17 protein-coding genes are annotated in these 20,690 nt (G+C 49.5%); 7 read left to right on the top strand and 10 right to left on the bottom strand.

Annotated elements, in window-relative coordinates; genetic code table 11:
- The first annotated feature begins 10 nt into the window (after positions 1 to 10).
- Both V2546_RS10090 and V2546_RS10085 read left to right on the top strand, forming a co-directional pair.
- On the top strand, positions 11 to 721 hold the full coding sequence (locus V2546_RS10090) for a response regulator transcription factor (protein ID WP_118532235.1): 711 nt from the start codon (positions 11 to 13) through the stop codon (positions 719 to 721).
- Positions 718 to 2,124, top strand: a complete 1,407-nt coding sequence (locus V2546_RS10085; RefSeq protein WP_329752240.1) for a HAMP domain-containing sensor histidine kinase — start codon at positions 718 to 720, stop codon at positions 2,122 to 2,124. The genes V2546_RS10090 and V2546_RS10085 overlap by 4 nt, the downstream gene beginning before the upstream one ends.
- A 238-nt stretch (positions 2,125 to 2,362) precedes the next feature.
- On the opposite strand, the gene V2546_RS10080 is transcribed toward V2546_RS10085, so the two are convergent.
- A complete protein-coding gene (locus tag V2546_RS10080; RefSeq protein WP_329752239.1) occupies positions 2,363 to 3,505 on the bottom strand; it encodes a M20 family metallopeptidase in 1,143 nt (380 codons plus the stop codon).
- A 203-nt stretch (positions 3,506 to 3,708) separates the two neighbouring features.
- Here V2546_RS10080 and V2546_RS10075 point away from each other — a divergent pair, with 203 nt between their 5' ends.
- The 5 genes from V2546_RS10075 to V2546_RS10055 all read left to right on the top strand — a co-directional run bounded on the left by V2546_RS10075 (position 3,709) and on the right by V2546_RS10055 (position 8,460).
- Positions 3,709 to 4,332, top strand: coding sequence for an MBL fold metallo-hydrolase (locus tag V2546_RS10075; protein WP_329752238.1), 624 nt, complete (start codon positions 3,709 to 3,711; stop codon positions 4,330 to 4,332).
- Positions 4,333 to 4,644: 312 nt separating this feature from the next.
- The gene (locus V2546_RS10070; protein ID WP_015553998.1) at positions 4,645 to 5,127 is read left to right on the top strand and encodes a LeuD/DmdB family oxidoreductase small subunit; all 483 of its coding nucleotides are present in this window, start codon (positions 4,645 to 4,647) and stop codon (positions 5,125 to 5,127) included.
- 4 nt (positions 5,128 to 5,131) lie between these two features.
- Entirely contained in the window at positions 5,132 to 6,382 is a 1,251-nt protein-coding gene (locus V2546_RS10065) for a 3-isopropylmalate dehydratase large subunit (protein ID WP_329752237.1), read from the top strand.
- Positions 6,383 to 6,707: 325 nt separating this feature from the next.
- Positions 6,708 to 7,199 (top strand): LeuD/DmdB family oxidoreductase small subunit, encoded by a 492-nt coding sequence (locus V2546_RS10060; RefSeq protein WP_021903932.1) that lies wholly within the window; start codon positions 6,708 to 6,710, stop codon positions 7,197 to 7,199.
- Between the two features lie 16 nt (positions 7,200 to 7,215).
- A complete protein-coding gene (locus V2546_RS10055) occupies positions 7,216 to 8,460 on the top strand; it encodes a 3-isopropylmalate dehydratase large subunit (protein WP_329752236.1) in 1,245 nt (414 codons plus the stop codon).
- Positions 8,461 to 8,603: 143 nt separating this feature from the next.
- Here the strand turns inward: V2546_RS10055 and V2546_RS10050 are convergent, their stop codons facing one another.
- The 9 genes from V2546_RS10050 to V2546_RS10010 all read right to left on the bottom strand — a co-directional run bounded on the left by V2546_RS10050 (position 8,604) and on the right by V2546_RS10010 (position 20,585).
- On the bottom strand, positions 8,604 to 9,968 hold the full coding sequence (locus tag V2546_RS10050) for an MATE family efflux transporter (protein ID WP_329752235.1): 1,365 nt from the start codon (positions 9,966 to 9,968) through the stop codon (positions 8,604 to 8,606).
- On the bottom strand, positions 9,955 to 10,401 hold the full coding sequence (locus tag V2546_RS10045; protein WP_329752234.1) for a MarR family transcriptional regulator: 447 nt from the start codon (positions 10,399 to 10,401) through the stop codon (positions 9,955 to 9,957). The genes V2546_RS10050 and V2546_RS10045 overlap by 14 nt, the downstream gene beginning before the upstream one ends.
- 311 nt (positions 10,402 to 10,712) lie before the next feature.
- On the bottom strand, positions 10,713 to 11,264 hold the full coding sequence (nrdG, locus tag V2546_RS10040) for an anaerobic ribonucleoside-triphosphate reductase activating protein (protein WP_117552743.1): 552 nt from the start codon (positions 11,262 to 11,264) through the stop codon (positions 10,713 to 10,715).
- On the bottom strand, positions 11,264 to 13,453 hold the full coding sequence (gene nrdD / locus V2546_RS10035) for an anaerobic ribonucleoside-triphosphate reductase (RefSeq protein WP_117503797.1): 2,190 nt from the start codon (positions 13,451 to 13,453) through the stop codon (positions 11,264 to 11,266). The genes nrdG and nrdD overlap by 1 nt, the downstream gene beginning before the upstream one ends.
- A 581-nt stretch (positions 13,454 to 14,034) precedes the next feature.
- Positions 14,035 to 14,907 (bottom strand): radical SAM protein, encoded by an 873-nt coding sequence (locus V2546_RS10030; RefSeq protein ID WP_329752233.1) that lies wholly within the window; start codon positions 14,905 to 14,907, stop codon positions 14,035 to 14,037.
- A gap of 122 nt (positions 14,908 to 15,029) precedes the next feature.
- Positions 15,030 to 16,577 carry an ATP-binding protein gene (locus tag V2546_RS10025; RefSeq protein WP_329752232.1) on the bottom strand — a complete coding sequence of 516 codons (1,548 nt, stop codon included), beginning with the start codon at positions 16,575 to 16,577 and terminating at the stop codon, positions 15,030 to 15,032.
- Between the two features lie 195 nt (positions 16,578 to 16,772).
- Positions 16,773 to 18,137: a VWA-like domain-containing protein gene (locus tag V2546_RS10020; protein ID WP_329752231.1), complete on the bottom strand. Its 1,365-nt coding sequence runs from the start codon at positions 18,135 to 18,137 to the stop codon at positions 16,773 to 16,775.
- 17 nt (positions 18,138 to 18,154) lie between these two features.
- On the bottom strand, positions 18,155 to 19,090 hold the full coding sequence (locus tag V2546_RS10015) for a leucine-rich repeat domain-containing protein (protein ID WP_329752230.1): 936 nt from the start codon (positions 19,088 to 19,090) through the stop codon (positions 18,155 to 18,157).
- Positions 19,091 to 19,208: 118 nt separating this feature from the next.
- Positions 19,209 to 20,585 (bottom strand): MATE family efflux transporter, encoded by a 1,377-nt coding sequence (locus V2546_RS10010; protein ID WP_329752229.1) that lies wholly within the window; start codon positions 20,583 to 20,585, stop codon positions 19,209 to 19,211.
- Positions 20,586 to 20,690: the final 105 nt, after the last annotated feature.

Genomic DNA, 20,690 nt, shown 5'->3' with positions numbered 1-20,690 from the left:
GAGGCCTCAAATGGTCGATAAGCAGAGAATCCTCATCGTGGATGACGATGAAAACATTGCAGAATTAATTTCCCTGTACCTGATGAAGGAATGTTATGAGACAAAAATTGTCGGGGACGGAGAATCCGCATTGAAGGAGGTTCCGGTCTTTAAGCCGAATCTGATTCTTCTCGACCTGATGCTGCCGGGCATGGACGGCTACCAGGTCTGCCGGGAGATCCGCACGACTTCCCAGGTACCGATCATCATGCTGTCCGCGAAAGGCGAGGTTTTCGACAAGGTCTTAGGTCTCGAGCTGGGCGCCGACGACTATATGATCAAACCGTTTGACTCCAAAGAGCTCGTCGCGAGAGTCAAAGCAGTTCTCCGACGCTACCAGGCGGCTCCGGCCAGCATGGCAGCCGCAACAAAACAGCAGGGCGAATATGTGGAATATCCGAACCTGATCGTCAACCTGACGAACTATTCAGTCCTCTATAAAGGCCATTCGGTCGACATGCCGCCAAAGGAGCTGGAACTCTTATATTTCCTTGCTTCCTCCCCGAATCAGGTCTTCACCCGTGAGCAGCTGCTGGACCATATCTGGGGATATGAGTATATCGGCGATACCCGGACCGTAGACGTCCACATCAAACGCCTTCGCGAGAAGATCCGCGACGATGAAAACTGGGCGCTGTCCACCGTCTGGGGGATCGGTTATAAATTCGAGGTAAGACGATGACCCGTTCTCTTTACAGTAAATTCCTTCTGGGATATCTCGTCTTCGGTCTTCTGGGATTCATTTTTATCGCGACCATGTCCTCCGAGATCACTTACCGGTATCTTCTGGAGGAACGATCCGAATCCCTCTATGATGAGGCAAATCTTCTCGCCTCCACCTACAGCGATATCTATCAGGGAAAAAATATCAGTCTTTCGACAGCCAACCCGCAGCTACAGGCTGTCGCCACTTACTTAAAGGCCCAGGCCTGGGTCATCAACCAGAAAGGCAGCGTCGTTGCGGAGACATCTCCTGCCTCCCACATCGGCACCTCCATCGATGGTTTTGACCCCACAGCGGCGGGAAACCGCTCGTACATGACCGGCAGATTTTTCGGCATGTTTGATGAGGACATGCTGTCTGTCATCGCACCGATCACAGGAAATTTTAACACGTATGGATACGTGGTGATCCACATGCCTATCGAACAGATCGTTCATGGGAAAGACCGTATTCTGAACATTGTATACATTACGGCACTGGTCATCTTCATCCTGTCCCTGATCATTCTCCTCGTCTTCACAAAAACCGTTTTCTTCCCTTTAAAGAAGATCACGGAAGGCGCAAAAGAATATGCGGCCGGGAACTTAAATCACACGATCAAGGTAACTTCCGCCGACGAGATGGGATATCTTGCTAATACTTTAAATTATATGTCCAGTGAGTTAAATAAAATGGAGGAATACCAACACTCCTTCATCGCGAACGTCTCCCATGACTTCCGCTCCCCGCTGACCTCGATCAAAGGATACCTCGAGGCGATCAAGGACGGAACGATCCCGCCGGAACTTTACGACAAATACCTCGGCATTCTGATCTCTGAAACCGAGCGTCTGAACAAGCTCACGCAGGGCATGCTGACGTTAAACTCTCTCGACAGCAAAGGATTCCTGACCCGCAGCAACTTCGACATCAACCGCGTTATTAAAGATACTGCGGCAACCTTTGAAGGAACCTGCAATGCAAAGGATATCGTTCTCGATCTCACCTTCGCTGCGGATATCCAGATGGTGTATGCAGATCTCGGTAAGATCCAGCAGGTACTCTACAATCTGATCGACAACGCCATTAAATTCAGCCGTGAGAATTCTGTAATCTATATCCAGACTTCGCTGAAGTACGAGAAAGTCTTTGTTTCCGTGAAGGATACGGGAATCGGTATTCCGAAGGAAAGTATCAAGAAGATCTGGGACCGCTTCTATAAGTCGGATCTCTCCAGAGGAAAAGATAAGAAGGGAACAGGACTCGGGCTGGCGATCGTAAAAGAGATCATACAGGCACACGGGGAAAATATTGATGTGATCAGCACCCAGGGGGTCGGGTCGGAATTTATCTTTACGCTGCCGAAGGCGACGGCACTGTAATACAGCCAAACATCCGGACACAGAAATATCTATTCTGTGTCCGTTTTTTGTTACTCGCATCTCGCGCGGTCGTTTGCGACAATCTATATTTTCGCACAGTGCACAAAAAATCTCTGTCTGGACACACCTCGACGTGTCCGGGCAGAGATTTTTATTTCTGTCGATTCTTCCGTTTTCTTAGATTTCTTTCATCTTCGTCCCGATCGCATGAACAATCACCTTCATGCTTTGTTATTTTTTATGATCGGCCGGACATCATATCAAGTCCTGTCATTGCCAGCACTTTTACTGCGGCAGTGAGAGCACGTCTTCCTGCTTCACCTCCTGCAGCGTCCGCAAATGCTGCTGTATGGGTTCCCAAGCCTTCGCCCACACCGATATAAAACTGGGCAGCCGGAAGTGCCTGAGTCACATTTCCCACATCCGTGGAACCGATTCCCTGAGTCAGATCGCGAGGGATATGATGTTCTCCAATGAAATCCATGTTCTTTTCCACTGCTGTCACAAGTTCCCTGTTGTTGCGGACATCCTTGATGAGATAACCGTCCTGTTTGATCTCAACCTCTACACCGGCGCAAATCGCCGCACCCTTTGCACAGCGGTCAATGACTGCGATCACTTCTTCTAAATAGCCTGCGTCTAATGCCCGGATATTAAACCGGCATACAGCTTTCTCCGGAACGATATTTACTACGGTTCCGCCTTCCAATATAATTCCGTGAACCCTCGTGTAATCCTTAAAATGAAGTCTCTGGGAATCTACCGCATGGAACATCTGGAGAACTCCGTTTAATGCACTGGCCCCCATCCACGGGCACGCTGCGGTATGTGCCGGTTTACCGGTGAAGGTATAGGTCTTATTTACGGCTGCAAATGAGATATCATCTGCCATGGACATATCACTCGGATGCATGATCAGCGCCATATCCACACCATCGAAGATTCCTTCGTCCAGCATCGTGATCTTTCCGCTTCCGTTTTCCTCTGCCGGTGTTCCAAGAACCTTCAGGGTTCCGCCGATCCCATATTTTTCCATGATCTCTTTTAATATCACACCGGCTCCGGCTCCGCTGGTGCCGATCAGATTGTGTCCGCATGCATGTCCAATTTCAGGGAGCGCGTCGTACTCGCACATAAAGGCAAAAGTCATTCCCGGCTTTCCGCTCCGGTATTCTGCCACAAATGCGGTCTCCAGAGAGCCGGCTCCCCGCTGTACTTTAAAACCATGCTTTTCCAGCAGCCCGCATAGCTGATCCTGCGCCAGCGTTTCATGGTATGCCAGCTCCGGATGAGCAAATATGTATGCACTGACCGTCTCAAACTCATCCCGGTGTTTCTCCGCCAATGTTTCGATCTCGTGCTTTACCTGTGTAAGCTCCATCGTCATTTCCTCCTGTTATTCCCGATATTATATCCACTATTATACTGCGGTTTCTCCTGATTTCTCAAGCACTGATCACATGAATTTCCCACTCCGGCGCAGATGGGAACCTTGCTTTTCGTCCATTGAATCTCCTTGCGTTTCATGATAAAATATAGTCATCTGCTCAATCATTTCTAACTGCTCGAGAGGAGGACATAATTATGAATTCTATTTCTATCACCTGGAATGGTCATTCCTGTTTTACCATTGAAAAAGATGGTTTTTCCATTGTTTTTGATCCATATGGTCCAAATACGGTACCGGGACTCGCGCCGCTTTCCCTCACCGCAGACATGGTACTCTGCAGCCACGAACATAGTGACCACGGGTACACGGACGCAGTGACCTTAAAGCACAGCGGGACAAAGAACCCGTTTTCCATCACGAAGATTGACACCTGGCATGACCCGGAACAGGGGGCGCTCCGCGGGCCGAACCGAATCCACATTTTAGAATCAGATGGACTTAAAATTGCCCATATGGGTGACATCGGATGTCCTCTTACCAGAGAACAAAAGGATCTGTTAAAGCATCTCGACGCGATCCTGATCCCTGTGGGCGGTTATTATACGATCGATGCGGTCCAGGCGAAGGCTGTGGTGGATGATCTCGCGCCCCGCGTTGTGATCCCGATGCACTACCGTTCTGACCATTTCGGCTATCCGGTGATCGGACGTCTTGAGGAATTTACAGGACTCTGCCGGAATGTGGTGGAGTACGACTCCAACACACTGGTGCTGACGGCTGAGACGAGACCGCAAACGGCGGTTTTGAAGCTGAAATAACCAGATAAGTTCCATTTTTGCTGCAGTTTTCCGTGATGATCCGACCGGCAGTGTAAAGATACAGCTGTCATGTCCGCTCAAATACAGAGTTTAACTGCAGCAATTTTTATGGCCTTTTCCCGGCGTTGGAAAGCATCATAATTTTATAACTTTAAGTTATGTGCCATATCAATACGCGCCATTTTATTTATGCCTGATCCTATGCTATAATGAGGAAACGAAAGAATTCATGAACTGTTAAGGCGGCTGACGGTCTGGATTTTTGCAGCTGTCTTTTAATATTTCTTAGATAAGAAAGGAACATATAAAGTCATGGCAGAAGGAACGATCTTTAAATTTCATAATGACCTTGATACCGATCAGATCATTGCATCCCAGTATCTGCTCTTACCAAATCTGGAAGAGATGAAAGAGCACACATTCGAGTCTCTTGACCCGGATTTCCCGAAAAAAGTAAAACCTGGTGATTTTGTTGTCGGCGGCGAGAACTTCGGCTGCGGTTCTTCCAGAGAACAGGCACCGGGCGTCTTAAAAGCTCTCGGCGTACAGGCTGTTGTTGCGAAATCCTTCGCGAGGATCTTCTACAGAAATGCCATCAACATCGGACTTCCGGTCATCGTCTGTAAAGACCTGCCGGATGATGTAAAGACCGGCGACACCATGGAACTTTCCATGTCTGACGGAACTGCCCACGCAAACGGAAAGACATATTCCTGCACAAAGCTGCCGGAATACATGCAGAACATCTTAAATCAGGGCGGACTGATCGCTTCTTTAAACCGTGAGGAGGACTAAGACAATGGGAATGACGATTGCAGAAAAGATCATTGCGGCGGCAGCCGGAGTTGACTACGTAAAACCGGGAGATATCCATACTGTAACATTAGACCGTATGATGAGTAACGACGGAACTACCCATCTGACCGTTGACATGTACCGCAATAAATTAAAACATCCGCATATCGCGGACACAAAGAAGATGGTATTCATTGTAGACCACAATGTTCCGTCCGACTGCCCGAAGACAGCGGCATCCCAGAAGAAGATGCGCGACTTTGCGAAGGAAAACAACATTGATTTCTGGGAGGGAAAAGGCGTCTGCCACCAGGTTATGATGGAACATTATGTATGTCCGGGTGAACTGATCTTTGGTGCTGACAGCCACACCTGCTCTTACGGCGCTCTCGGCGCCTTCGGTACCGGAGTTGGATGTACAGACCTCCTCTACGGCATGGTGACAGGAAAATCCTGGGTTCTTGTTCCGGAGACTGTAAAATTCAACCTCGTCGGAAAGCTGCCGGAAGGCGTTTACGCGAGAGACCTGATCTTGACCATCATCGGCACCATCGGCGCAAACGGCTGCAACTACCAGGTTATGGAGTTCACAGGCGAGGGCGCTAAGACATTGAGCATCAGCGAGCGTATGGTCCTCTGCAACATGGCTGTCGAGGCAGGTGCCAAGACCGGTATCTTCGAGCCGGACGAGAAAGCCATCGAATACCTGGAAGCTCACGGAAGAAAGCCGAAGGCACTCTTCACAAGCGACCCGGACGCAGTCTACGCAAGAGAATATACCTTTGACCTCTCCAAGATCCGGCCGGTAGTGGCGAAACCGGACTTCGTTGACAACCTGGTTCCGGCTGAGGAAGTCCGCGGCGTGAAGATCGACGAGGCATTCTTAGGTTCCTGCAACAACGGACGTATCGAGGATCTGAGAGTCGGCGCTTCTATTATTAAAGGAAAGAAAGTCGCTGAAAAAGTTCGTTTCCTTGTGGTTCCGGCAAGCCAGACTGTCTATCTCCAGGCACTGAAGGAAGGCCTGATCGACATCTTTATGGAAGCCGGTGCAATTGTTATGAACCCGAACTGCAGCGTATGCTGGGGCAGCTGCCAGGGTGTGATCGGCGAGAACGAAGTCCTGATCAGCACCGGTACGAGAAACTTCAAGGGCCGCGCAGGTCATCCAAACTCCAAGGTATATCTTGGATCCGCAGCGACGGTTACGGCATCTGCTATTAAGGGCGAAATTGCATTAGCGAGTGATTTATAATCTGCACAGATTTGTAAAGACTATTTTCACTTCTGCCTGTACTTTTATACAGGCAGAAGTGTCGTTCCACCAGTAATGCCCCTATACATAGAATAAATGTAACTATTCAGTACCTTCATAGTTACGTGCAAAAATCCATTCCAGATCAGCTTCGCTGATGGGATTTTTGCCTTCCAGCCTATGTTTTCTTACGGTCAGCGCAGCAAGTGCGCAGACCTACTGAACAGTTACGGATAAATTACTTATTGGTATTTGCCAGAATGATACAGCAATATGCATTTTTGAATATGATCACTATATTTGTATAGAAATCGAGGATATTTACATGGAAAAAATGACTGGAAAGGTCTGGGTTCTGGGCGATGACATCGACACCGATATCATCATCCCGACCGAGTACCTTGCATTAAAGACCATTGACGATATGAAACAGTATGGATTTTCCCCGCTCCGCCCGGAGCTGGCTGCCCAGATCAAGCCCGGTGACATCATCGTTGCTGGAAAAAACTTCGGCTGCGGTTCTTCCAGAGAACAGGCACCGGAGATCATCAAAGCGTTGGGAATCCAGTGCGTGATTGCGAAATCCTTCGCGAGGATCTTCTTCCGCAACTCCATCAACAACGGCCTGCTCCTCATCGAACAGCCGACACTCTACGATGACATCAAAGAGGGCGATACCGTATCCGTTGTGATGAACGAGCACATCGACTACAACGGAAAAGAGTACCCGATTGCGTCTCTTCCTGAGAATCTGATGGACATTATCCGCGCAGGCGGCCTTGTCAAGGCCATGCGCAAGCTGAATGGTTTGGACTGAACGGGAGGAAAACGAAATGGGAAAGACTGTAATTGAGAAGATCGTTGAACATAACACCGGCAGGTCCGTAAAGCCGGGCGATATCGTGACCGTAAATGTTGACCGCGTCATGATCCACGACATTTTTATTCCGTTCGTGGCGGAGAAATTTAAAGAGATGGGCTTTGAAAAGCTGTGGGATCCGGATAAGGTCGTTCTGATCTACGACCACCTTGTTCCGGCAAGCCAGCTTGACGATACAAGACATTTCCATGTCGGCGATGCGTTTGCCGCAAAATATGGCATGACCCACGTCCACAGAAGCGACGGAATCTGCCACCAGTTGATGACAGAGGCCGGATATGTAAAACCGGGCGATGTTACCTTCGGTACAGACAGCCACACAACGACCTACGGCTGTGTCGGCGCATTCTCCTCCGGAATCGGATATACGGAGATGGCCAGCATCCTGGGAACCGGAACCATGTGGATCCGTGTGCCGGAGACCATCAAAGTCGTTATCAACGGAAAACTGCCGGAGAATGTTATGTCCAAGGACGTAATTCTCCGTCTCATCGGTGATCTCGGCGCGGACGGCGCTACTTATAAGGCTCTGGAGTTCTCCGGAAGCGCAGTGGAGAGCATGACAGTCGCAAGCCGTATGACGATCTCCAATATGGCTATCGAGGCCGGCGCAAAGTGCGCTCTGTTCACACCGGACGAGAAGACAGCGGAGTACTGTGATGTGACATTAAATGACTATCAGAAGAGTCTTTTCGGCGATCCGGACGCAAATTACTGCCGCGTGATGGAATACAACGCCGAGGACTTCGTTCCGGTTATGGCATGTCCGTCCCAGGTCGACAAGATCCGCAATGTCAGCGAACTTGAGGGCACAGAGATCGATCAGGTATTCATCGGTTCCTGCACAAACGGACGGCTTGAGGATCTGGCTGCGGCTGCGGAAGTCTTAAAAGGAAAGAAAGTCGCGAAATTTGTAAAGCTCATCGTGACTCCTGCCAGCCGAAAGATCTACAGACAGGCCGCTGACCTTGGAATCCTTGAGACACTGGCCGAGTCAGGTGCTATGATCACCCATCCGGGCTGCGGTCTCTGCTGCGGACGCGCAGGCGGCATCCTGACAGACGGTGAACGTGTTGTCGCTACCAACAACCGTAACTTCCTTGGACGAATGGGAACATCCAAAGTCCAGATCTATCTCGCCTCCCCGAGAACGGCTGCGGCATGCGCGGTGGCTGGTAAGATCGTTTGTCCGGAATAGGAAAAAACGCGTCGACAACTGTAAGCAAATCGAGCATCTGTCGGTATCATCCCATTGAAATACAAAAATCCGGTAATCAGAATATCACGCAGCCATACATTGCGGTTATCTCTGATTACCGGATTTTTATTATATAATTTTTATCACGCTTTCTCCAGCTTTCTGAGTGCTTTCCTGAACTGGATCGAGAACAAAATCGCCGTGAATGTCACTGCAATCGCATCTGCGATCGGCTCCGCCATGTAGACGCCCATCGTTTTATTGCTGACAAACATCGGAACGATGAAGATTAACGGAAGCAGAAGCACGAATTTACGCACAACCGCCACGATGATCGAGCATACCGCATATCCGATGGCAACGAAGGTCATCTGGCAGGCGAGCTGGATTCCAAAGAGGAACATCGCACCGCAGTAGATCCGCAGAGCGCCTGCAGTGAAGGAAACGAGTTCTGGATCGGAGCTGAAGATTCCCGCGAAGGTTGCCGGGAAAAGCTGGACAAAGAGCCAGAACAACGTGGAATAGATCAGGGAGATCACGAGATGGAGCTTGAATGTCTTCTTCATACGGTCGATATTTCTCGCTCCGTAGTTGTAGCTCATGATCGGCTGTGCGCCCTGGCCGATTCCCTGAAGCGGCAGCATTGCAAACTGCATCGTACTTGTAAGGATCGTCATGGCACCGACTGCCAGATCTCCGCCGTACTTTAACAGGGAAGAGTTAAAGCATACCGAGATAACACTCTCGCTGGACTGCATCACAAACGTAGAAAGTCCCAGCGCAAGACACGGGAAAACGATAGATGGAACCGGCTTTAAATACTCCTTTTTGATCCGTAAGAAGGTCTTCTTTCCGGTCAGGAACGCGAGAACCCATCCGCAGGATACCGCCTGAGAGATGATCGTCGCGAGAGCCGCACCCTTTACACCCATGCCAAACCCGAAGATAAAGATCGGGTCCAGAATGATGTTGCAGACAGCTCCGATGGTAACCGTCAGCATACTGGTCTTTGAAAATCCCTGGGCCGTGATGAACATGTTCATGCCTAACGTCATCTGGACAAAGATCGTTCCGACAGCGTAAATACTCATGTAATCAACGGCATAGCCGATAGTGTTTTCACTGGCTCCAAAAGTCAAGAGCATAGAGCGGCCAAACAACAGTAAGACTGCTGTCAGGATCGCAGAAATGATGATCTGAACCGTAAAACAGCCGCTGAGAATCTTTTCCGCGGAATCCATATCATCTTTTCCCATAAAGATCGACGCTCTCGGCGCACCGCCGGAGCCGACGAGGGCCGCGAAGGCGGAGACCACCATAATGATCGGCAGGCAGACGCCGACACCGGTCAGGGCGAGACTTCCGCTTCCCGGGATATGTCCAATGTAGATCCGGTCAACGATGTTGTACAGCATGTTGACGATCTGTGCGATGACAGATGGAACGGCAAGCTTGAAAAGAAGCTTTCCGATCGGCTCTGTCCCAAGAAATTCTTTACTGTTGTTCATGCAGTTTTCCTTCTTTCCTGTAATCTGAGATGTTTGAATTGATCCGGTTCATAAGTTCGAACAGCATCCGGTGCTCTTCCGGGGTGAATCCGCGGCAGATGATCTCGGCGGCCCGTTTCTGGACGTTTTTCCCGTCAGAGACCATCGGCGCAGCAGCGTCCGTGAGTTTCAGATGGATCGTCCTCCGGTCCGTCCCATAATATTCCCCGGTGAGCAGTCCGCGCTCCTCTAATGAGCGGACAGACATGGAGACATGGGACTTTGTGAACGCCCGCTTCTTGATGATCTGGGCAGCAGTGTCGCACTCCGGATTGTTGGCGAGAAACAGCAGGATATTGAATTCCATCTGGGTCATCCCATATTTTTTGCAGACCGGATCAATGAGCCCCGTATAGAAATCCCGACTGTCCGCCATAAAATCAACAAATTTCATGTGTATCACCTCTGGTTCAAAAGTGAACTGTTCTATTTAGAACTATATTAGTATACGAGAATACTCTCCAAAAGTCAAGAGCGGCGGCAGCTCTAAATCTATCCAGATGCCATATCCAGACTTCATTTTTCACATGATGTCCTTACCTGCACTACAGATTTTATAAAAAAAGAAGTGCCTTTTGTGAGACAGGGAATTTCTCGGAATTTCCTATTACATCAAAAAATCCGGCAGTCAAGTTGTCTTACAGAATCAAAAATCCCTGTAAAACAACCCAACTGCCGGATCTTTTCTATATATAGCTTTATATTCTAATTAAACTTCATCGAGATTCCCCGGCTCACCAGATCATGCCAGACGATCTCCCCTGTTTCCAGAGACTTTTTCACATCGATGATCCTCTGGTTCTCCGAACCGCGGAATGCCAGTGCCACGCTGTAGAGCTCCTGAACAAACTCGCCGTCCACGAGGACATCGATCAGGCTTAACATCTCATCCGTACACTCACATCTCGCCCGGCTCTCACCGAGAAGCTCTTTATCGAAAAGATAACCGGTATAGCACCAGATATTTTTCTTTGGGAATCTCTCGCGCACTTTCTTTAAGAACGGGAGAAGTGCCCGCTGGTTTTCCGGCTCAAAGGGTTCTCCGCCAAGAAGCGATAATCCATCCACATAATCCGGCTCCAGCGCCTTTAATAACATTTCTTCCGTCTCTTCCGTAAACGGCTTTCCGTATCCGAAATCCCACGCCACATCATTAAAGCAATTTTTACAGTGATGTGTACAGCCGGACACGAAGAGAGATACGCGTACTCCCTCACCGTTTGCAATATCACATGTTTTGATCTCTCCGTAATTCATTACAGGTGCAGTACCCTTTCCTTAATTTCCTGTGTTCTGCCCTGATTCCAGAACTGTGTTCCGATGTATCCGCAGGTACGTCTTGCAACGTTGAGCTTGCTCTGGTCACGGTTTCCGCAATGCGGGCATTCCCATACGAGCTTTCCGTCATCCTCGATGATCTTGATCTCGCCGTCGTAGCCGCATACCTGACAGTAATCGCTCTTCGTATTTAACTCCGCGTACATGATATTGTCATAGATGTAGCGGATGACCTGAAGAACAGCCGGGATATTATCCTGCATGTTCGGAACTTCCACGTAGCTGATCGCTCCGCCCGGGGACAGTGCCTGAAATTCAGACTCTAATTTTAACTTACTGAAGGCATCGATCGGTTCCGTTACATGCACATGGTAGCTGTTCGTGATGTAGTTTCTGTCGGTTACGCCCTTTACGATACCGAAACGTCTCTGGAGACTCTTCGCAAAAGAGTAGGTTGTGGACTCCAGCGGGGTTCCGTAGATGCTGTAATCGATATTCTCCGCCTCTTTCCACTTCGTGCAGTAGTCATTTAACTTCTGCATGATCTCAAGACCAAGTTTCTTTCCTTCCGGCTCAGTTAATTTCTTCTCAATTAAGCTGTATACACATTCCCATAGGCCTGCATATCCCAGAGAAAGTGTGGAATATCCGTCATAGAGGAGCTTGTCGATGGTCTCACCTTTCTTTAAGCGGGCAAGAGCGCCATACTGCCAGAGGATCGGAGCCGCGTCGGATAAGGTTCCTTTTAATCTCTCGTGGCGGCAGCGCATTGCGCGGTGGCAGAGTTCCATTCTCTCATCAAAGATCTCCCAGAACCTGTTCATGTCTTTTCTTGCGCTGAGTCCGATATCAACAAGGTTTACCGTCACAACGCCCTGATTGAAGCGCCCATAATACTTGCGCTCGCCTTCCCGGTAGTTTCCTGCATTCGCAAGGTTTCCTTTTACATAGGAACGGTCCGGGGTCAGGAAGGAACGGCAGCCCATGCATGTATACACATCGCCCTTTAATTCCCGCATCTTCTTCGCGGAGATGTAGTCCGGAACCATGCGCTTTGCGGTACATTTTGCCGCAAGCTCTGTCAAATAGTAATACGGCGCATCCGGAGTGATATTGTCCTCATCGAGAACATAGATCAGCTTCGGGAATGCCGGTGTGATCCATACGCCGGCTTCATTTTTAACGCCGAGATATCTCTGTTTTAAGGTCTCCTCGATGATCATCGCAAGGTCTTTTTTCTCCTGCGGGTTTTTTGCCTCGTCGAGGTACATGTAAACGGTAACGAACGGTGCCTGTCCGTTTGTGGTAAGGAGTGTTACGACCTGATACTGGATCGTCTGGATTCCCTTCGTGATCTCTCTGCGGAGACGTTCCTCCGTGAGCTTATCGATCTGATCCTCTGTCACAGCAATTCCAAGATCCTTCATCTCGCCGATCACTTCCTGACGGATCTTCACTCTCGATACCTGAACGAACGGAGCGAGATGCGCAAGGCTGATGCTCTGTCCGCCATACTGGTTGCTGGCAACCTGCGCGATGATCTGGGTCGCAATGTTGCAGGCTGTGGAGAAGCTGTGCGGGCGCTCGATCAGTGTCTCGCTGATCACGGTGCCGTTCTGCAGCATATCCTCCAGGTTTACAAGATCGCAGTTGTGCATATGCTGTGCAAAATAGTCGGAGTCATGGAAGTGGATGATTCCCTGCTTATCCGCCTCAACAATATCTTCCGGAAGAAGAAGTCTTCTCGTGAGATCCTTGCTGACTTCGCCAGCCATATAGTCACGCTGTACGCTGTTGACCGTCGGATTCTTGTTGGAGTTTTCCTGCATAACCTCTTCGTTGTTGCACTCGATCAGGGACAGGATCCGGTTGTCCGTCGTATTTGCTTTCCGCACCAGAGAGCGGTCATAGCGGTAGCGCACATAATTTTTTGCGATCGCAAAAGCACCGATCGCCATCAACTGGTTCTCAACCATATCCTGGATCTCTTCTACGGACACCGCACGTCCCAGCTTATTGCACTTGTACTCTACATAATCCGCGATATCCGTAAGCTGTTCCGGTGCCAGATAGGCATTTTCTGTGGCGTTGCATGCCTTCTGGACCGCATTCACGATCTTGAGCGTGTCAAAACTTTCCTCCGCTCCGTTTCTTTTGATGATCTTCATCCCTGATTCCCCGTTTCATTTCATTGTGTTGGCAGAGCTGTCCGCTTTACGCACAACTGCCGTTGTCTGTTTTTCTCTTCTGTCTATTCTGCTAAAAAACACAGCTGACCTACAGGTCCGCGCATTTACCGGCCGGCCTCAGGCTTGTACATTTCAGTTGCTGATAGTTTTCTTGGTTGTATATACAGTTTGTTTTTTTCAGAATTATACAGAAATTTTATCTGATTTAGATATTTTATGATTGATCTGTCGGACCTGCCGCCACGAGTCTCTTACGGCGGTCATGTCATGTTCCCGCCACGTTATTTTTAGTCACTCACGCGAGAACGATTCTATTATAACTGTATTGTTCCCGGATTGCAAGGAGTACTGCTATATAAATATGATATACCAAAACCATATATATGGTGAAAAATTCATGATTCAAAACTATATATTGTTGTTTTTTGAATACAATCTACAAGAAGAGTCCCCTCCGGGATCGTCCCGGAAAGCCCTGGAAAGGCATATCCCGCGAGCCATTTTTCTGCCGTTTTAAGCGTCCAGAAAGCCCGCGGGACTGTTTTCTCTGCTCTTCTTACTTAAATATGTCTGCGCCATTCTTCAAGGCGGTAACGCTGTCTTTTCTTTGCGTCCTCCAGTTGTGCCAGCATTTTCGGAATATCTTCGTTAAAAGTTCCCGCAAGCACTACATAGTTGGACGCGTGGTTTGTCCGGAAGATCGTTCCGGGAGAATCAATGTGTGTTAAAAACAGCTCCATTTCCTCCACGATCTCGTCCGGGGTGATAAGCTCCATCTCCCCGCGTTTTACTTCCTCATTCATCTGGGTCCCCTCATAGAGGCGCAATGTCAGGAAGGAGGCATACTCCGGATTCATCTGATTGATCAGCTCCGCCGACTTGATGGCATGTTCCCGGATCCCTTTTCTTCCGCCGAGGCCGGAGATCAGCGTCACAGAGGTCTTGATACCGCAGCGCTTCAATTTCTGTCCCGCCGCCGCAATCTGGGCCGCCGTCACATCCTTATGGATATGCTCCAGAACACGGTCATCGCCGGATTCCGCTCCGATATAGACCATCTCGAGTCCTGCTGCCGCTAAGGCTTTTAAATCTTCCTCAGATTTTGCCAGAACATCCTTTGCAGTCCCGTAAGAGGTGATCCGCTCCACATACGGGAAATTTTTGTGGACATAGGCTAAAAGCTCTAAAAGAAGTTCTGTCTTTACCACCAGTGCATCACCGTCCGCAAAGAATACACGGCTGACATACGGTCCGTAATAATCGCAGCATTCGTCCAGATCCTTCATGATCTCTTCTTTTGTCCGCACTCGGAATTTTTTCACCCGGTACATGTTGCAGAAGGTGCACCGGTTATGGGCACAGCCCACAGTCACCTGAATAATTAAGCTTCTCGCCTCGCTCGGCGGGCGGTATACGGTTCCTTCGTATTCCATATGATAATTTTCCTTTCCAATTTCTCTTTAACACATGCTCACATGATTCCGTAAGCACAACCCTATTTTATATACTTATTTTGCAAATCCTGTCTTTAAGGATTTTTCAGCTCCACATTTCTTTAAAAGAATGCTCCCAATCTGTCCAACCGGCTCAAAATATCTGCCCGTTTTTCATCAAACAATAGATTTTTATTGTATTCATAATACCGTTCGCACTCATTCTCCTGTAAGAACCGCACTGCCGAGGCACTGGAGTTGAGTTCCGTGATAAACACCACCATCTCCTGACTGCTGCCGAACGTTCCTTCCATGAAATCAAAGGCATACTCCAGTGTCTGTCCGGCATGAGCGCACAGATCCTCAAGTTCTGTCCGTTCGTCACCAAACATCTCCCGGAACCGGTCAAATATCTCACCGCCATCAAATAACAGTTCTGCTTTCACAGTCTGTAGATACCGGTTCATGGCCGCTGTGACATCGGCACAGCGATATTTTTCCGACCTCGTGAGGAGTCCAGCTTTCTGTTTCTGCTCGGATACCGCAGTGAATGCCTCGATCTGCTGGGAAAAGATGGCGATCGGAGTCTGCGGCACTGTCTCTATCGTTTCTCCGGCCTCCGCTTTACCTTCCAAGCTTCTCTTGAATGCTTTCAGCTCTCCAAACAGCACTTCCAGATAATCCTCTTTCTGCGCATAAGCCTTGAACTCCACATCGAGCTTCGCTAAAATCAGGCTGATGATGGAAAGCTTCTCATCAAACGGCGCTTTCGCCGCCTGTTCCATCAGGTGCTCGTCCCGCTTTCCTTCCAGGATCTCGTCGATCTGGTATCTCGCCTGATACTTCTTATATAATTCCAGATAGTTCGCAAAATCTTTCGCGATCCGCGGGTGCTCGATATACTGTACCACAACCTCCCGGTCGCAGGTAAGCCCCACCTTCTCGCAGACCTTCAAAAATCCGGAGAGGTCTTCCCATCCACGAGGTGTCGCGAACACTTTTCCGTCCACGGTGGTCTCCACCTGGTAAAAATACTGCGGCTTTGCGGTGAGGAACGACAGGATCGCCGGATGGATATCCGCCTGTTTCGCGTATTCCTTCCAGACCTCAAAATCCGCCTCCACATCGATCTTTTTGATGCGGTCTAAGGTCGCGATATCGAATTCCCGCACGGATTTATTGTATTCCGGCGGGTTTCCTGCTGCCACGATGATCCAGCCATCCGGGATCTTATGATTTCCGAAAGTCTTATACTGCAAAAACTGCAGCATGGCCGGGGCCAGCGTCTCGGAAACGCAGTTGATCTCATCGATGAAGAGAAGTCCCTCGGAGAGTCCTGTGTCTTCGATCTTATTGTAGATCGCCGCGACGATCTCACTCATGGTATATTCCGTCACATGGACATTCTTCCCACTGTAAGTCTTCTCCGAGATAAACGGGAGACCGATGGCACTCTGTCTCGTATGGTGTGTGATCGTGTAGGAGACGAGACCGATCCCACACTCCCGCGCCACCTGCTCCATGATCTGGGTCTTTCCGATTCCTGGCGGACCGATGAGCAGCACCGGGCGCTGCCGCATGGACGGGATCTCGTATTCCCCGTGTTCGTTCTTCGTCAGATACACCTGTATCGTATTTTTAATTTCCTGTTTTGCACGCTTGATGTTCATATCTTTTTACTCCGGTATAATTTTTACAGTCCGTGAACCAGCCTATCAAACCTTTTACTTTCCGTAACTGTTCAGCACCCCCACAGTTACGCGCAAAAATCCATTCCAAATCGGCTATGCCGATAGGATTTTTGCCTTCCATTCTAAGTTTTCTTACGGTCAGCGCAGTAAATGCGCAGACCTACTGAACAGTTACTATTTTCCATCTAATATTTTCCCCACGTCCTCCATCGACTCCGGGTCCAGAATCACCTTCATCGCCCAAGGCGGAACGTCCGCGTCAGTATAATTATCCCGCATAAACACGAAGGCCGTGTCATATGGCGGCATTTTCACCGGAAATGTCCCATATCCGTCCGTAAAATAGAGAAGTCCCCGCAGCCTGCTGAACTTTCCCGCCTTGATCATCTGGTCCACATGCAGGAATGCCGGGCGGAAATCAGTCCCGCCCATGCCATGGAGCTCCATGTGGTCCATGTAATTCCGAAGGTCCTCCTCGCTCTCGATCTTCACATCCTGCCGTACTTTATCGTCGCACTGCAAAATATGGATATTGACCTTCTTAAAGAAACTCTCTGATTGGGCCAACACCCCATAGGTCTCTTCCAGGAATTTCTTCACCAGCTCCCCGGAACATGACATCGAAGTGTCGATAACGACCACAAAATCCTCGATCCGCCGGACTTCCTTCGTCTCAAGGGGCTCGATCAACGGCATATTTCCGTATAACTGCATGCCATAATTGTAGAATACATAGTCGAACGCATCCGGATCGATCTGGACTGTCTCCTTCAGCACCGAAAATTTCTGCAAAAATTTCCGGTAATCGTACCGCTCCCGGTTCTCCACCGCCAGCTGATCCATCAGCTCCCTGGAGTCATCCGCCGCCTCGTTGGAAAACGCCTCCATCTCCGCCTGCATCTTCTCCCGCTTGTCATCCCAATCGTTTTTTCGGTTCCGGTTGGGATTCGGAGATTTCTTCTCGTCCTCTTTCTCCCATCTGGAATGATCGTCCCGGCAGAATTCCCGGCAGAGCCGCTCATATTCGATCTCCGAAAGCTCCATCTCCTGCATAGTGTGATAGATGCTCTCCGCGTTCAGTACCTTGATCTTTTTCCTCAGACGTCCGTAAAATTCCGCCCGCACCGGGGACATCGGCAGATGGACGCACGGCTTGTGGATTCCGTCGATCAGGGATTCCACAGCGATATCGCATGCCAGATTCCAGTATTCCTCCGCCCGCTTTTTTCTCGACCATGGGTGGACAAAGAGACAGTGGAAGGTCTCGTGCAGGATCATGCGGTTTACATAAACAGGATTTCTCCGGTACCAGCCGCAGATGTATCCTGTCTCAAATGATAATAAGGTTCCGTCCGTTCCGATTCCCTTGATGCTGTTGTCCGCCACCGGGAACAGACCATTTAAAGCCACGTCGAGAAACCGCATGGAAAGATACAGCTCATTCCTCGCGTTCCGTATGATCTCAACGCCGATCGCCGCCAGTTCTTCCAGCGCGCCCTGCTCTCTCAGGATCGGCGACCATGCCGCATCTTCTCTCATGACGATTTCTGACCTCCTCACAAATCAAAATCAAACTTTTTCTTCTTTACGCCAAACTTCTTCCTCTGGATCTCCATAAACATCCCCAAAAGCTCCGGCAGATGCTTTTTCGAGATCTCCGTGATCAGCCCCGACATCTTATCCGCCGTCAGCGGATTCTTTTCCGGTGTTAAATACTGTCCCGCAATCCATTTTATGGTCTCCGGGTCCTCAAGAGTTCCAAGAAGTACCTCATAAAGATTCTCCATAAGAAACTTTTCATATTCCTTTTTCGCGCTCTCCCACAGTCCTTTCGGATACTGCAGCCGGGTCACCGCGATCTTCGATGCCATGAGAACCGATTCCTCTGCTTTTTCATACACAAACATTTTATCATACCTGTCAAATCGGAATTTTCGTCCCTCAAAACAGTAGCGATACTTCTGCCCTGCACCGTGGATATTGGATACCGTGATCCTGGCGGGCGTATTTTCCACCGCCTCGTCGTAGTATTCCGGGAAGATCACACGCGCAGTCTCTGTCTCCCCGTTCTCTTCCTCAAAAGTACTTGAAGCCAGCGATGTTCGTTCAAAGTCCGTGTCTCTCTCGTCCTGCATTCGATTTTGTCCGCCCTGTATAAACACATGCACTGTGACTCTCTCATTGATCTCCGTCACAAAATCCCTGAGCGCCGACTCTTCATCCACCCCCATATGCACAGTCAGACTCCTGATATTCCGGCAGCCCGTAAACACACCGCCGCCGACTTCCCGGAGTGCCCCGTAAAAATGGATCTCCTGAAGCTTCTCACATCCATAAAATTCATATCTTCCGATCCGGGTGAGTGTCCGCGGTAGATAGACTTTCTCCACCGTGCTCCCCGAAAATACCTTGTCTGCCAGTTCTGTCACCGGAAGTCCGCCCAGACTTTCCGGTACCACGCAGACGGCGCCTGGTGCCAAAAGCTTTGTCACACAAGCGCCCCCATTTTTCTCTTTAAATTCAAATTCAACATCCATATTCCAGTTACACTTATTATAATTGTTCAGCAGACCAGAACAATTAGTTCACAGACCTGCCGAACAGTTATGCTTATTCTTCAATCAGTTTATTTAACTTTCTCATCGCACTAAACCGGTAATAGTATACCAGGAATGCCAGCGAAGTGATAGTCCAGCTTAACGGATAACTCGTCAGCGTTGTATACAGCCCCGGATGAACCGCGCCCGCGCCGAATACCCAGAGCACACGCAGGATACAGGTTCCAACACAGATGATCAGCATTGGGATCAGGGCATCGCCCACGCCGCGCAGCGTACACGGATATACGTTGACGCAGATGTAGCAGAACCAGAACGGCACCAGGAAGCGGATAATACTCATGCTCTCCGCCATGACATCCACATCGTTGGTAAAGAGACTGATGAGTACCGGACCTGCCGTAAACATAAATACACCAAGTGCTGCCGTAATGATCGTCGACATGAGAAGCCCCACATAGGTGCCCTTTTTCAGACGTTTGATCTTTCCTGCACCGAAATTCTGTCCCGCAAAAGTCGTCACAGAAATTCCCATGGCATCCATGGTCATCCAGAAGATACCATCAATCTTTCCATAAACTGCCCAGGACGCAATCGTATTCGTTCCATATCCATTGATATTTGCCTGGATCAGGATGTTGGAAATCGAGTACATCATGGACTGCAGTCCTGCCGGGAGACCGATCTTTATGATCTTTTTTAACAGCACCGGTTCCACCCGAAGTTCTTTCAGATTAAACCGGTAAGACTCCTTCGTCCGGATCAACGTTACCATAACCAGCGTTGCCGATAAGAGCTGGGACATGATCGTCGCAAGCGCCGCACCGGCAACTTCCAGATGCAGACAGACAACGAAGATCAGGTCCAGGACAATATTCGTCAGGCAGCTCGCGATCAGGAAATACAGCGGCTTCTTCGAATCGCCCACCGCGCGCAGGATCGCCGCACCCATGTTGTAGACCAGGTTTCCGATGATACCTAAGAAATAGATTCTGAGGTATGTGACAGAATATCCAAGAATCTCTTCCGGTGCGCCCATCGCACGGATTGCCGCCGGGGTAAAAATCTCACCGATGATTAAAAGCGTCACCCCGCCGGCTAATGCCAGGCAGAATGCCGTGTGGACCGATTTTCGTACATGCTGCTCTTCTTTCGCCCCGTAGAACTGGGATACAACGACAGCCGCGCCGGAAGACATTCCGACGAAGAAGCCAACCAGCAGGTTGATCAGTGTTCCCGTCGTACCGCCTACCGCGGAAAGTGCCTCTTTTCCCACAAACTTTCCAACGATCATGGCATCTGCCGTGTTGTAAAGCTGCTGGAAAAATGTCCCGAACAGGATCGGAAAGAAAAAGAGCAGAAGCTGCTGCCAGATCACACCGTCCGTGATACCGTTGTAGCCTGCCGGATGATTCTTCTTAAGTGTCATATCTTCACCCTCTACAAAATCCGCCATGCATGGATCCCGTTTGCGGTCTTTTCTGAATGCATGGCAATTGATACTTCCGCCCTGTATCTGTCGGCTGCGGACACA

The organism is Clostridium sp. CM74B_53 (assembly GCF_036318045.1).
Classification (GTDB): domain Bacteria; phylum Bacillota; class Clostridia; order Lachnospirales; family Lachnospiraceae; genus Pilosibacter.
The sequence above is the reverse complement of the archived record's forward strand: the minus strand, read 5'-3'. Positions and strand labels throughout refer to the sequence as shown.